The organism is Arenibacter sp. ARW7G5Y1 (genome assembly GCF_003201775.1).
Taxonomy (GTDB): domain Bacteria; phylum Bacteroidota; class Bacteroidia; order Flavobacteriales; family Flavobacteriaceae; genus Arenibacter.
In genome coordinates this window covers 72,081-87,142 of the sequence record NZ_QJJZ01000005.1, presented here as the reverse complement: position 1 = coordinate 87,142, position 15,062 = coordinate 72,081, and the positions used below count along the sequence as shown (strand labels likewise).

6 protein-coding genes are annotated in these 15,062 nt (G+C 41.9%); 3 read left to right on the top strand and 3 right to left on the bottom strand.

Translation table 11 applies throughout. From position 1 onward, the window contains the following. Nucleotides 1-6 precede the first annotated feature (6 nt). Nucleotides 7-2,982: a SusC/RagA family TonB-linked outer membrane protein gene (locus C7972_RS09100; RefSeq protein WP_110355864.1), complete on the bottom strand. Its 2,976-nt coding sequence runs from the start codon at nucleotides 2,980-2,982 to the stop codon at nucleotides 7-9. Between the two features lie 192 nt (nucleotides 2,983-3,174). Here C7972_RS09100 and C7972_RS09095 point away from each other — a divergent pair, with 192 nt between their 5' ends. Continuing rightward, a complete protein-coding gene (locus C7972_RS09095) occupies nucleotides 3,175-3,924 on the top strand; it encodes a DeoR/GlpR family DNA-binding transcription regulator (RefSeq protein ID WP_110355863.1) in 750 nt (249 codons plus the stop codon). A gap of 208 nt (nucleotides 3,925-4,132) precedes the next feature. Then, nucleotides 4,133-4,948 carry an N-acetylmuramic acid 6-phosphate etherase gene (locus C7972_RS09090; RefSeq protein WP_110355862.1) on the top strand — a complete coding sequence of 272 codons (816 nt, stop codon included), beginning with the start codon at nucleotides 4,133-4,135 and terminating at the stop codon, nucleotides 4,946-4,948. Nucleotide 4,949: 1 nt separating this feature from the next. Here the strand turns inward: C7972_RS09090 and C7972_RS09085 are convergent, their stop codons facing one another. Together C7972_RS09085 and C7972_RS09080 are read right to left on the bottom strand one after the other, a co-directional pair. Beyond that, on the bottom strand, nucleotides 4,950-5,354 hold the full coding sequence (locus C7972_RS09085) for a cytochrome c (protein WP_110355861.1): 405 nt from the start codon (nucleotides 5,352-5,354) through the stop codon (nucleotides 4,950-4,952). 39 nt (nucleotides 5,355-5,393) lie between these two features. Beyond that, nucleotides 5,394-6,515, bottom strand: a complete 1,122-nt coding sequence (locus C7972_RS09080; protein WP_110355860.1) for a PQQ-dependent sugar dehydrogenase — start codon at nucleotides 6,513-6,515, stop codon at nucleotides 5,394-5,396. Nucleotides 6,516-6,650: 135 nt separating this feature from the next. Here C7972_RS09080 and C7972_RS09075 point away from each other — a divergent pair, with 135 nt between their 5' ends. After that, the gene (locus C7972_RS09075; protein WP_110355859.1) at nucleotides 6,651-15,041 is read left to right on the top strand and encodes a T9SS type B sorting domain-containing protein; all 8,391 of its coding nucleotides are present in this window, start codon (nucleotides 6,651-6,653) and stop codon (nucleotides 15,039-15,041) included. Nucleotides 15,042-15,062 lie beyond the last annotated feature (21 nt).

Below are 15,062 nucleotides of genomic sequence, written 5' to 3'. Positions count from 1 at the left end.
TAAAGTTTAGAAACTAACATTTACGCCAAATTGATAAGTTTTTGGAATTGGAACTGTAGCGAAATCAAATCCTCTAACCCCATTGCTTTGCCCGGCAGCACTTACTTCCGGATCCCATCCGGAATAATTGTCCCAAGAAACAAGGTTTCTACCTACTAGGCTTAATTCTACATTGTCTATAAAATCCCATTTGGGTGTAAAGTTATAGCTAAGGCCTACTTCCCTTAACTTAACAAAAGATCCATCTTCTACAAACTCTTCAAAGATATTAGCCTGTGCCCCTCCATATCCCTTAGGAAGGTTTCCTAATAGTTCCTGGCCAACATTGTACCCGCCGCCAAACAAAACATTGTCCAGAAGCCTGCGGTTCCAGTTGAAAACGTCATAACCTTGAACGGCATCAAACTGCACTCTTAGAGAGAAATCTTTATAAGAAACTTCATTGATCAGGGATCCAAACCAATCTGGATTTGGGTCGCCCAGTACTTTGGACGATTCACCATCCTCTGTTGTGCCTCTGTAAGGATATCCATTCGTATCAAGAGCTATGGTACCATCTTCGTTTCTGGCGTAAAATTCCCTGTAAAAAACGCCCAATGATTCACCTTCTATGACATAGTTGGTAGAGAAACTTCCATCTAGGGTTAGTCGACCACCTCCGGCAACATTGGTAACCTCATTCTTGTTTTTGGAGAAAGAAGCAGTTACGTCCCATGAAAAGTTCTCATTTTTGACGGGTGCGGCCCTAAGCAGTAATTCAATCCCTTTGTTTTCCAAGTTTCCTACGTTTTCAAATCTAGAGCTGAAACCGGTTGATGGGGCCAATACCCTTGGCAGCAATAGATCAGTTACCTTTTGATGGTAATAGGAAAATTCCAAGCCTAACCTGTTGCTGAGAAACCCGGCATCAAAACCTAATTCAATTTCATCCTGTCGTTCTGGTTTTAGGTTTTCATTTCCTTGGGCGGTAGATGGTATAAGACTTACCGCACCGCCAATGGCAGAAGGGGTATAAACAGAAAATCTATCAAAGGCACCCAATGCTGTAAGGTTACCGGCCTGTCCCCATGAGGTCCTTAGTTTGAAGGAGTTAAAAGTATCTGAAAAGGCCTCTTTCCAAAAATCCTCATCGGATAGAACGTAGGAGGCGCTGGCCTTGAAATAAAGTTGATTGCGTTCATCCTTGCCAAAGGTTGAAGCTCCGTCCATTCTTACTGCACCATTTATATAAAGTTTATTCATGAAGGAAAATGACTGCTGAAGGAAGGCTCCCCAATATGATATCTGGGACCTAGTCTCACCTTGCTCCAACAAACTACCTCCTGTTGCTGTTTGTACAACGGGTGGCAGTCCGGTGGCACTGATGCCGACCCTATCCCTCTCTTCGTATTGCCAAGAACCTCCTGCTGTTGTGGTAGAGTTTACACTATCAGAAATATCGGTCCTGTAGGTTACATTAAGGTCGCTATTGTATTGAAAACTGTTTAAATCAGATCTTCTAGAAAATCCGTCAGGAAGTGTAGAGGTATTATTAATAGGGATAAAGGCAAATGCGGATTGATTGTAATAATCCATTCCCAAAGTATATTTTGCCGAAAGGTGTTCGTTAAATTTTCCATCCAAAGCAATGCTGGTGATGAAACGATTGGTTTTTTGTCCAAAATCAAATCGGTCTACAGCCTCTAAAGGGTTGGTTCTGGCTACTAAAGGGGAGGTTACTGGGTAAACACCTGAAGCATCAGGGGTTGGATCTATGGAATTATCGCTGAACAAGAACCCTGTAATGGATCCATAGGCGGAATTAATCCCTCCATTGGGAACGTCGTTACTTATACTTCTCACGTAGTTGAAACCTCCTGTGATATCTAACCAATCAAATGCTTTTTGGGTAATGTTGGCTTTAAATCCATAACGTTTAAAGTCGGTGTTCTTAACAATACCTTCATTGTCCAAATGTGAGGCAGAGAGAAAATAAGAGGTTTTCTCATTGCCACCGTTTACTGAAAAATAATTTTCCAAACCGAAACCAGTATCGAATATAACATCTTGTAAATCATAACGCTCTACTGCAACTGTTGCTAAATTATTCCTGTCGGTGGCCACTTCCCAAGCCAGAGGAACTGTATTGTAGTCTATTTTTTTTCTAAGCTCGTTAAGCTTGGTATTCGTCATGAAGGTAAACTTGGGTTCTCCACTTTTTCCTTTTTTGGTAAAAATTTGAACCACGCCGTTGCTGGCCCTCGACCCATAGATCGCAGCTGCCGCAGCACCCTTGATTATTTCTATTTTTTCAATATCATTTGGGTTTAGGTCGGCCAGCCTGTTTTGGGAGTTACCTCCCAAATCTATCAGTTCGTTACTGGAGTTGCTAATAATGATTCCGTCCACAATATAAAGTGGATCGGAACTACCGGCAATGGTGCTAGGACCTCTCAGCCTTATACTTATACCGCCGGCAGGATCACCAGAATTCTGCTGCACTAAGGCACCAGAAACTTTCCCGGCAATGGCCTGGTCTACCTGGGTGGCACCGTTATTGGTCAAATCTTCCGATTTCACAGAGGATATGGCATTTCCTAAAGACCTTTTATTTGCACCGGTTCCTGTACCTGTCACTACTACTTCGTCCAAACTTAAAAGGTCTTCCGCAAGAACAATATCCTGTGTAATATCTCCGCCAGAGGCAGTGAAGGATATTTTTTGAGTGCTAAACCCAAGATAGCTAACGGTGAGTAAATAATCGCCGTTATCCAACGTAGCTTTAAAACTGTAGTTTCCATCGAAATCCGAAACTGCACCGAACGAGGTGTTTGCAATAAATACAGAAGCCCCGGCTATTGGTATGCCAGATCCGCTTTCTGTAATGTTTCCACTTATTGTAATTGGGGATTGTTGCCCAAATACGTTTGTACTCACTACCAGAAGGAGCCATAGAAATAAATGGCTTGGTAACTTTCCCCTAATTGTTTGAAATTTTTTCATCGGCTTTTAGAGTTAAATTTTAGTAAATAAGTTAGAATTAGAATAATAAATTTTCTCAAAAATATGCAAAAAACTGCATCTTTTGCAATAATTTGCAATATATTGCATTTAATATTTAAATAAATGCCTACGGTACGGTATATTTGCAGTATTTTGCTACTAGTGACTATATTCTGTTGATTTGATAATTATATGCTGAAAGCCGAGAGACAACAAGTAATCTTAAACGAGGTTAGAATACATAATAGGGTTTTGTTTACGGATATGGCCGAACTTTTGAGTGTTTCGGTAGATACCATACGTCGTGATATCAATGAGCTCAATGCAACTAAAAAATTAAAAAAAGTGCATGGCGGGGCCATATCTTTAGGATTTAATAATTATCATGTTGATAATCAAGAAATCTATGCTCTTGAGAATAAGTCACGGATAGCCAGAAAGGCAATTAGTTTAATTAAGAATGGCCAAGTAATACTATTAAGTGGAGGAACCACTAATATGGAAATTGCCCGAATGATTCCGCCCAATTTGAAAATCACCTGTTTTACACCTAGTTTGCCTGTTGCTGTTCAATTAATGGCCAAAACAGATGTTGAGGTAATATTGGTAGGAGGAAAGTTGTCCAAGGATTCCCAGATTGCTATTGGTGGTTGTGCCATAAACATGTTGAATGATATTAAGGTTGATATATGTTTTTTAGGCATCAATTCAATTGATTTGATGAATGGTGTAACCGACTTTGACTGGGAAATTGTTCAAATAAAAAAGGCTATGATAAATTCCTCTAGAAAAATAGTGGCCCCATCAATTTTTGAGAAATTAAACTCTACGCAACGGTTCAAGATATGTGATTTGGATACTATTGATGTTTTGATTACCGAACTTGAACCTGAGGACGTTAAATTAAAGGGATTTAGTGAAGCTAAAATAAAATTGCTATAAAATTTCAGATACTATTTATCAATACCCAACATAGGTTTTAGACAGTGTTAAAAAGTAAAATTGCCTAAGTTTGCAGTATTCATAAAAATAAGTTATTGTTTAATAAAACAGGAGTTAATACAATTAATAAAATGTACTCTGATCAAGGAAGCCCACTTACCTTAAACCCATTTAAAATACTAGTCAAATCAAATACCAACCAAAAAATATGCAAGATTATAAAAAAATAACCGAATTACCATCAAATTATACGGACCTGGAATTGATGGATACAGCAACCATCCTGAAGAATATGAACAAGGAGGACCAATTGATAGCCAATGCCGTAGCCTTGGTTATACCGGAAGTGACCAAACTGGTGGATGCCCTTAAGGAAAGATTCGATAAAGGTGGTAGGCTTTTTTATATAGGTGCCGGAACCAGTGGCCGTTTGGGTATATTGGATGCCTCGGAAATCCCTCCTACTTTTGGATTGTCCCATGATCATGTCATTGGACTGATTGCCGGTGGTGATGTGGCGATTAGAAAGGCCGTTGAAAATGCCGAGGATGATACCGTTCAGGCTTGGAAGGATTTGGAAGCTTTTGATATAACCAAGAACGATACAGTGGTAGGAATAGCCGCATCGGGAACTACCCCATATGTTATTGGAGGGGTAAAGGAGGCGGCTTCCCATGGATTACTGACCGCATGTATCACCAATAATCCAGGATCTCCCTTGACCCAAGTCGTTGAAATCCCGATCGCAGTAAACGTAGGGCCCGAATTTCTTACGGGAAGTACGCGGATGAAAAGTGGTACATCACAAAAGTTGGTACTCAATATGATTTCCACAGCTTTGATGATCAGGATTGGTAGGGTGAAGGGCAATAAAATGGTAAATATGCAACTGACCAATGAAAAGTTGGTGGATCGTGGAACCCGATATTTGGTTGAGGAATTAAAAATAGGTTACACCGAGGCCGAGAAACTATTAAAGAAATATGGTTCTGTAAAGAATGCCATAGAAGCGGGTAAGGGCTGAACTATTTATTCACATTGATACTAACCTCTTCAGGGGTTACTATGCTGTCACTTTTATTTCCCCAAGAGTTTAGGATATAGTTCATGACATCTGCAATTTCCTCATCTTCCAATCCCATTGGGGGCATAATGTTGTTATAGGCTACTCCATTTACCAATATATAACCTTGTTGGCCGTATTTTACACCCCTAATACTTTCTTCCCTTTTGTTTAATAAGAAATCTGATTTTGCCAATGGAGGGAATGTTTTTTCAACACCCTCCCCATTCGCCATATGGCAGTTTATACAAAAGTCAGAATAGATATCCGCACCTCTCTCAATGCTTTCCTCCAATTCCTTGTCTTGGAACATTAAAATGGTTAACAAGGAAATAGATGAAATATAAGTTAAAAGCAAAAGCTTCATGTGTTACTTTTTAGGATAATGATATGTGAGAAAGAAGTATTATTTTTTTGGTACCAGTTTATAGATTCCCTTGCCTTCCACGGCCACGTATATGAAACCGTCCGGGGCTTGTCTAACGTCCCGAACACGTCCCAAGTTGGGCATTAGTTTTTCTCTGTAAACAACTTTATTGCCCTTTAGCTCAAGCCTTTCCAAGTATTGAAACTTTAGGGAGCCAATTAATAAATTACCTTTCCAATCAGGGTATTTTTCCGAGGTAACAAAAGCCATACCACTGGGTGCTATGGATGGCACCCAATAGTGTATTGGCTGCTCCATGCCTTCCAATTCGGTCTTGTCGGTAATAGGGGTGCCACTGTAGTTGATACCGTAGGTAATTACCGGCCAACCATAATTCTTTCCTTTTTCAATAATGTTTATTTCATCCCCGCCCTGTGGACCGTGTTCGTTGTCCCAGATTTCCCCGGTCATTGGGTTTTTAATCAGACCTTGTGGGTTTCTATGTCCATAGCTATATATGGCAGTTTTTGCCCCTTCGTTGTTTACAAAAGGATTGTCGGAAGGAATGCTCCCGTCCGCGTTTAAACGATATATTTTACCGCCATCCCTGGTAATATCCTGGGGGTTAACGTCCCGGTCTCCACGTTCTCCAATGGAAAAGAATAGATAGCCCTTATCATCAAAGGTGATTCTGGAACCAAAATGCTGACCTTTGGTAGTGTTGGGGGTGGCCTTGTACAATAATTGGGTGTCGGTAAGGCTGTTGTTGTTCAACTTTGCCCTAATAATGGCCGTATTTCCCCCCTTTTCATCACCTTCTTCGGAAGCATAGGATATATAGATCCATCCATTGTTGGCGTAATCGGGATGTAGGACAACATCCAACAGCCCTCCTTGGCCCCTAACATATACCGGAGGAACATTGTCCACTATATTTTTTTTGCCATCCTTAAAATGGATCAATTGACCAGCCTTTTCCGTGATGAGCATACTACCATCCGGAAGAAAGGTAAATCCCCACGGTAGTTGTAGTTCATCGATTATTAGCTCAGTGGTGAACGGTGGATTATCTATGTTATTTACCTCATTTTCAGATTGTTGTGCACAAGATAAATTCAAAAACATTAAGGCAATGAATATAATTGGGATACTATTTTTCATAATTCAACGTTAAATAATTAATAATGTAGCTTAGAACGCTAAAGATAAATATAAAATATAAGTTTAAACTAATACACCAAGAATATACTTAGACTTCCCCAAGTCCAAATGTATTTTGTAAAACCTACTTAATCTATGCTCCCGAAAAAACCACGGCATGTCTATTATGCCTTACTTCTGTTAGCACTAAGCATTGTGTTTAGTGCCTCGAAGGCCAACTCGATAGTTTACGAACTTATCGCGGATGTGTCATCTGCTGTCGAGAATATAAATTCGACGGAAACGGTAGTTGAAGAAAGTCAGGAGAATAACGTACGAAATGATTCAAAAATAAATACCGACAAAGAGGCTGAAATAGAAGCTATTTCAAGTCCAATGATGTTCGCTACAATCATCAATGGCGCCAATGAAGAGGTAACCTGTACCAATGACGGTAGTACTTTGGCTAAATTTTTCCTATGTGGAACTGGTGATGATAGAACTATTTCAGTAAGCGGTTCTGGCACCATTACCTGGCAGAAACTTTCTGCCAGCTGTGTTTTTGTTGGAACGGATACCTGCCCTGTAAAGGATAATAGTTGTTATGGGCCGGCAGTAACAAGTGCAACATATTTCCTTGATGCCAGTGATCCCGCTGTTGCGGGAGAATATCGAGTAAGGGTAGGATCCGGGGCCTTTTATTACTTTAGGGTTTCTTCAAACCCATTGAACCCCCAACTTAGTACCCAAAACATTATCTGTGGAAATCCGGGCAGGGTGGAGGTTACCAATGTTCCTGCCGGCTACGAATACAGCCTTAATTCTGCTGCAGGCCCTTATCAGGACAATCCGTATTTTGATATAACTACACCTGGTAATTATCAGGTATATACTCGCTTAAAAAATGCTTCCCCAAGTGCCTGTGTTTTTCCATCCCAAACCGTAACCATAAGTGCAGTGGATATGACGGTAGATGTTTCCAAGGTAGATATCATCTGTAGTGGTGATAAGGGAAGTATTAGCATCGACATTTCTGGGGTACCCGGATTTTATAGTTATAGGTTAATTAGAAATGGTGTTACCATGAACACCTTTGGACCAAATGGTTCTAACACACATACCTTTAATAATCTCGGGGCCGGTACCTATTCGGTATCTGTTCAGGCGGGCAGCAGTTGTACCCAAACCATTAGTACTATTGATGGCAATCCAATTACCATAGGTGCAGGACTTGTTCCTGTAGATGCTACGGCCTTTGCCACAGACAGTTTTGGCTGTGGTGCTACTTCTGTGGATATTACCATTGATGCAAGTGGTGGTACGGGACCGTATGAATATAGTGTTAATGGAGGAGCCTTTGGAGGAAGTTTCGCTACTTCCACCACACATACGGTAAATAGTCCCGGTACGTATAATATAGTGGTAAGGGATGACAATGGGTGTACTAAAAATGCTGTTGTGGATGTTGAGAATATTCCACCCCCAGTATATAACATTAGTTCTATAGACGCCAACTGTGGTGGATCCAATAATGGTAGTATTACTGTAAATGTAACGAATAGTAACGGTTATAATCTGGAGTACAGTATTAATAATGGTGGTACGTTTCAGAACAGTAATGTGTTTTCCAATTTGGCACCAGGGAACTATGATATAGTAATAAGGTATCAACAAGATACTTTTTCATGTACCACACCGGCGGTTAGTAGGACTATAGCGACCCCTTCAACTATTTTAGGAAGTGCCAACGCCACCCAAACCCCAAGTTGTTTAAACGAAAGTGGGGGGCAGATTACTTTTTCAGGAGTTAGCGGAGGTGTAGGTCCATATGAGTATAGTATTGGATCTGGCTTCATTCTGAACAATACGGTCTTTAATGGTATTTCTGCAGGAACATATTCCCCTCAGATACGGGATGCGAATGGCTGTGTTACCACCTTACCGGCCATTGTTTTTAATCCGTTGGATAAACCTACGGATATCGATTTTGCGGTATCCAGTATAGATTGTGCCACAGGTACGGCATCCGTTTCCCTTGCGGTAACAGGTGGCACGGCTATAAGTACCTATGAAATTATAGCCCCGACAAGTGTAAATAATGGTGGATCCAACACCTTTACCGGCTTAGGGCTTGGTAGTTATACCTTTAGGGTAACCGATTCTGCTGGTTGTAGTTTTACAGAAAGTTTCGCCATAACCGATATAAGTTCTATTGGGGTTACAAGTCAGTTGCTGACCAATGTCACCTGTTTTGGCGATAGCGATGGGGCAGGCCGTTTTATAGTGGACGGATTTAGCGGTACCTATGCGTATCAAATAGATGCCGATCCTGTAGTTACCGGCCAGACTTCCAACATAGTTTCTGTAAGTGGATTAAGTGCTGGTTCCTATACTATAACGGTAACGGATGAAGATACCAATTGCGTTGATACGGCAACCTTGACTATTTCGGAGCCATCATCATCCTTGACCATAGCTCCCATATGGACGGATATGAGTTGTCAGAATAACAATAGGGGTGCTGTTAACGGGAATGCCTCCGGCGGGTGGGGCGGATTTCAATATACTCTTACCCGGCCTAACGGAAGTACTGTAGGCCCTAGGAGCAATCCAAATTTCACAGGTTTAACAGATGATTCAGGACCATACACCATAAGTGTGGAAGATGGCGGTGGTTGCACCGCTTCAGCTAGCTATACATTTACCATGTTAACAGCACCAACATTGGTATTGGACACTGGAGCCTCTGATTTTTGTTTTGATAGTACCAATGCCACTACCATGGTGGTCAATGCCAGTGGAGGAGATGGGAACTATGAATACCGAATAGACAATGGGCCTTGGGCAGCAGGTGGTGCCAGTGCAAGTTTTAGTGGTCTTAACCCTGGCAACCATACTGTTGAGGTTAGGGATGGAAATAACTGTATGGATTCGGTGGTTAGGAATATAAGGGCACAGACTACTTCTACGGTCAGTATACAAAAAGAACTTACTTGTAGCCTGGTACCTGGTGCAGGTGATGCGGATATCCGAGTCAATATCGGAAATGGAAATCCACCCTATGCCAATTATGCAGTCAGTTTTAATGGAGGGGCATATGGACCTACTACACCTATTGCAGGAAGTAGTTTTATTTATACAACTCCAAGTGACGGTACTTACCAGTTCCAAATTACGGACGGTAATGGTTGTGTGGTGGAAACCAATGTGGTTACCATAAGCCCAACAGATATAATAGCGGCAACCGCCGATGTTACCAACCCACGTTGTAATGACCCCAATACCGGGATAGTGCAATTGTTACCTGATACTACGGTAGGGGTAGCTCCGTACGCCTATAGTATTGATGGTATTACATATACCAATCAAGCTGTTTATGGGAACCTTTCACCAGGAAATTATACCTATTATGTTAGGGATAGCAGAGGGTGTTTTATAGATGTTGATTTTACGATTGGAGCACCAGATCCTGGGGTGGACGCCACAGTGGTGCCAAATGATGCAGTTTGTTCGGGGGTGGCAACTTTTGGGTCTATAGATGTTACGGCAATTGCCAATGGCGTATCACCTTATACCTATACATTGGTGAATGCCGCAGGAGTTGTTCTTAATACCATTGGTCCAACAGCCAGTACCTCCGAAAACTTTCCGAATCTGCCACAGGGATCATATACCGTAATTACAAATGATGCCGCCGGTTGTGAAGATCGTGATGAGGTAGTCATTGATCAAAATACAATCGATTTGGTGCCTGTTTCAACAACAGACCCACAAGATTGTACTACTACTTTTACATATATTGTAGATATTGTAGGAGGAACACCTGCATATCAAATTGGTTTGGTTGGAGGAGCCTTGGGGGCACCCAATGTTGATGGGGATACCCATGATTTTACCGGACAGATTCAATATGGAGTAACATATTTTGTTGAAGTTATTGATGCTTTGGGTTGTAGGTATGTTGAACAGATAGATCCTATTCCAGGACCTTCATTAACTGTAAATGCTACCGCAACTTCCGCTTCGTGTGATGTTGCCGGTAATGGAACCATTTCCTATAACGTTACCGGTACCTCTGGGGTCAACGTAGAAATCACAGTATATGATACCGATACAGGAAATCTAATTTTGGCACCTACAATTATGCCATCTGCCGGACCATATCCTGATCTAACAGCTCTTAACCCTGGTAATTATCAGATCTTCGCCGAAGACCTAACCAGTGGATGTGTGGGTGAAGCATTGGTATCCATAGTTCAAGATATTCCAAGCGTTAGCATTGATAGTAATACCAATGCCAATTGTATTGATCCAGATGGTCATTTGGTGATACGAGGTGTAGGGGGAACAGGGCCTTACCAATTTTCAGTGGTACCTACCACAACGCCAGTCGGGGCTTATTCGGCAACAACGGACTATGATCTGTCTCCAGGAGATTATGATATATATGTACAGGATGCCAGTGGTTGTAGTTCTTTCACAACTGTGACCATTTCAGAAGATCCTGGAGCTGCGGTACCTGCCATTGATGTTACCAATCAGTGTTTTGTAGTGGCCTCCTATAATGTAGCCGTTACCTCGCCACTAAACAGTGGGCCGGCCCCGGAAACTACTTTTCAATACGATATGGGCAACGGATTTCAAGATAGCCCGCTTTTCACTGTCCCCAATCCAGGGACTTATACTATGACGGTAAGGGATGGTAACGGGTGTACTGCAACCAATACTTTTGAGGTGTTCGACTTCTTTTCCATAACCGCCAGTGCAACGGCGGAGCCTTCCTGTAATAATGCAGATGGTTCTATTACCGTTGTAACTTCAGGTGGCAGCGGGGATTTTGATTATGTTTTGGACGATGGTGCCGGTTTCGTGGTAAATCAATCGGACGATCCAGTGTTTACCGCCTTACCTCCTGGGAATTATACCATTACCGTAACGGATAGAAGTTCCAATACCCCTACACTTTGTACAGATACCGCGATAGTAGAAATTATTACGGTAGATCAGCCAATTATTGATTCAATATTAACCGAGGACATTTCGTGTTTCGGAAGTGCCGATGGCAGTATTTCGGTGGATTTGGTAGCGGCTTTGGCTACGGACGGACCTTTTGTTTATAATTTGTATGACAGTGGAGGAGGTTTGGTTACGAGTCAGGCCGATGCAATTTTCGATAATTTGACGGCTGACACCTATGAAGTTGAGGTAGTGTCCAGCAGAGGGTGTACATCGCCGCGTGTACCTGCTAATATTTTGGAACCGACGGCATTAATGGGAGTGGCAACAGCACCACCATTTACCTGTAATCCGTCCAGCAATACTTTTAATACAACAATAATTACAGCATATACCGATACCAATGGCGACGGATCTGGTACATTGACAGGTACGGGTCCATACACTTACAGTATAAATGATGGAACTGCGGTATTTGATGGAACCAATTTCCAGAGTAGTAATACCTTTGAGATTATTGATAATGGTGGTCCCCAAACTATTATTGTAACCATAAGGGATGACAATGGTTGTGAAATTACCGACACGGTCAATTTGACTCCCCCGTCCGGGCTAAGCTTCAGCTTTAACGAACTTAACCCTATTACCTGCGATGCTTCGGGATCTGGTGTAATGGCAAGTAATGTAGAGATAATTATAGACCAAGGGCCAGGAAACTATGGCATTGAAATATTGCCTTTGGGTTCACAGCCAGAGCGACTCACCGGTGGGGCCGATAGGATTGTTTGGGATTTGGATACACCGGGAGACTATATATTTGCCGTGAGGGATATTGCAAACGGTGGCTGTTTGTTTGTTACGCCAACTTATAATGTTCCGGACTACAACCTTATAGAGGCTGTTATTAATGAGGTGAAACCAGTAACTTGTTTTAATGGATCTGATGGGGAAATTAGTGTTGAACTAAATAATTATACCGGTATTTATAACTATGAAGTATTTTCCCGTGATGCCTCAGGCGTTGAAACCAGCACAGGGGTTACCGGTAGTTTCGATACGACCAATCCTATAAATACCCCTGAAATAATTACAGGCGTACCCGCTGGGAACTTATTGGTGAGGGTAGAGGCTGTAGATAGTCCATTTTGTGATACCGTTAGTAACACAACAACGGTACACGGGCCTGATAGACCTTTGGATCCCACTCCGGCCCAAACTGCGGATGTAACTTGTTTTATCCCGGGTAGGGGTGAAATTACGGTTTCGGGCGATGGCGGCTGGGGAGGCTATGAATATCAGTTGGAATTGGAAACTGCTCCTGGGACTTATCTTATGATTGCTTCCTTTTCTGTCAATAACGTATTCAGCGATTTAATAAGCGGTACATATCGTGTAGGTATTCGTGACTCTGGAGGGTGTGTGGTAATGGAGGATTTCATCATTAGTCCACCTGTACCGATTGCTGCCGATATTAGAATTGTACAGCCATTACTCTGCCCTGGATCAAATGACGGAATAATTGAAGCTTACAATGTAAGCGGTGGTGAGGATACTAATGGGGATGGCGAGGAATATCTATTCCAGTTGAATAGGTTGGATGCATTGGGCAATATTGTAAATACCAGTGGTTTACAGGAGTCTGCTGTATTCCCTAACCTTCCAACTGGAAATTATACTATAGTGGTCTATGACGGTTGGGGATGTAGTTTTACTACCCTACCAGTCTTTATCCAAGATCCATTGCCCGTAGATGCCGATCTTGTGGAGACTTTGGCACCTGGTTGTGGGGATGAGGGCCGTATGGAATTGACTATTGCAAATCCAGTTGCTGGAATGGAGTATTTCTATCGTAGGTCGGGTACTACTGATCCTTTTGTTTCTTTTGGTGGAATTGATGTAATTACCACTGAGATTATTATACCCGATGTAAATCTTAATCCAGGTCCTTATCAATTTGATGTACAAAATGGCAATGGTTGTCCAGAACAGAAATCGAATGAAATTAACCTTGATCCTGCTTTACCATTGGTTATAGCCCTTGATCTGGTAGATGCCAATATTAAATGTGCAGGACAACCCACCGGTATTGTGAGATCTGAGGCTTTTGGAGGGGTAGGGAACTACATTTATACGTTGGTAAACAATGTATTGGATAGTGGAACCCCTGGAGTTCCAAGGCCCCCTGTTGCAGCTGATATTGTGAGGGGAACTCAAAGCTCGGGTATATTTAGGGATTTGCCACCGGGATCTTATTATGTCTATGCCACTAGTTTGGGATGTACTGCTATTTCCGAGGAAATTTTGATAACTCCCAAAGACCCTTTGATTTTGGATCGTTTGGAAATGGTACCTGTTAGTTGTTATGGGGATGTAGATGGTCAGGTCATTATTGAAGCCAGTGGTGGTACAGGAAAGATTCGTTTCTCCATCTCCGATACCTTAAGTGAGTTCTTTGAAGGGGAAGATCCTTTGAATCCAAATTCCTTTACTTTTACGGATTTACCTCCTGGAACCTACGAGATAATAGTACAGGACGAGTTGGGATGTAATATTTTGCAGGAAGTAACCATTACGGAGCCGGAGGAATTGGTGGTAGCCAATGTAGATACCACTCCGGAGACATGTATCAATGCAGCTGATGGTTCTGCACAGTTGACCATGATGGGTGGTACACCCTTTGTGGACATACTTACCGGAGTGGAATATTATGAGACAAGGATTATTGGGCCAAACTCTGTTGGAGATGAAGTATTTGAGAGAAACGATACCTTGTTTTTTGATAATTTAATGGGCGGTGAAACCTATGTGGTCTTCATTCGGGATGCTATGGGGTGTGAAACAAATGTTGTTGTCCCCATTATGATAGGTGTTGACCTAAGTGCAGAGCCTGTTGTAGAATACGGTTGTGAGGGAATATTCCCAAATAGCACGGTTACCATTCGAATGACGGATACTAGTTTAATGCCTAGATTGCTCTTTTCCTTGGATGTGGACGATATGACCTTGGCCAATACCCAAACTGTTTTTGGAGATTTGCCGGCAGGCGATCATACTGTTTACATATATCATGAAAATGGTTGTGCTACTTCAGTTGACTTTACTGTGGATGCGTATGAACCATTGACTTTGACAGCCATAAAAACAGGTCCAAATGAGGTTACTGCAACAGCGACTGGAGGCTTTGGCGATTACGAATATTTTTTCCAAGGGGACTCATATGGTGCAGTAAATGTGTTTTTGTCCAACCAAGATACCAATGTTACGGTGAGAGTTGTAGATCGTATGGGTTGCGAGGCTACAATATCCATTCCGTTTAAATTTACGGGTATGTTGGTAGTACCAAATTTCTTTACTCCGAATGGAGATAATATGAATGATGAGTGGTTTCCCGACAATAGGGACTATTTCCCTAATTTGGAGGTTAAGATTTATGACCGATATGGTAGGGTAGTGGCTATTTTGGACCAGGTATCCGGGTGGGATGGTAATTATGATGGCAAAGCCTTACCTTCTGGGGATTATTGGTATGAAGTGAATGCCAATGACGAGGATAAGCAGCAGTTTATGGGCCACTTCACCCTGTATAGATAACGGAATTATTACCTGTATTTT

What these genes read in the sequence shown, in the direction of transcription:
- C7972_RS09100 (WP_110355864.1), bottom strand. Translation starts at nt 2,982, where the DNA reads ATGAAAAAATTTCAAACAATTAGGGGAAAGTTACCAAGCCATTTATTT.
- C7972_RS09095 (WP_110355863.1), top strand. Translation starts at nt 3,175, where the DNA reads ATGCTGAAAGCCGAGAGACAACAAGTAATCTTAAACGAGGTTAGAATA.
- C7972_RS09090 (WP_110355862.1), top strand. Translation starts at nt 4,133, where the DNA reads ATGCAAGATTATAAAAAAATAACCGAATTACCATCAAATTATACGGAC.
- C7972_RS09085 (WP_110355861.1), bottom strand. Translation starts at nt 5,354, where the DNA reads ATGAAGCTTTTGCTTTTAACTTATATTTCATCTATTTCCTTGTTAACC.
- C7972_RS09080 (WP_110355860.1), bottom strand. Translation starts at nt 6,515, where the DNA reads ATGAAAAATAGTATCCCAATTATATTCATTGCCTTAATGTTTTTGAAT.
- C7972_RS09075 (WP_110355859.1), top strand. Translation starts at nt 6,651, where the DNA reads ATGCTCCCGAAAAAACCACGGCATGTCTATTATGCCTTACTTCTGTTA.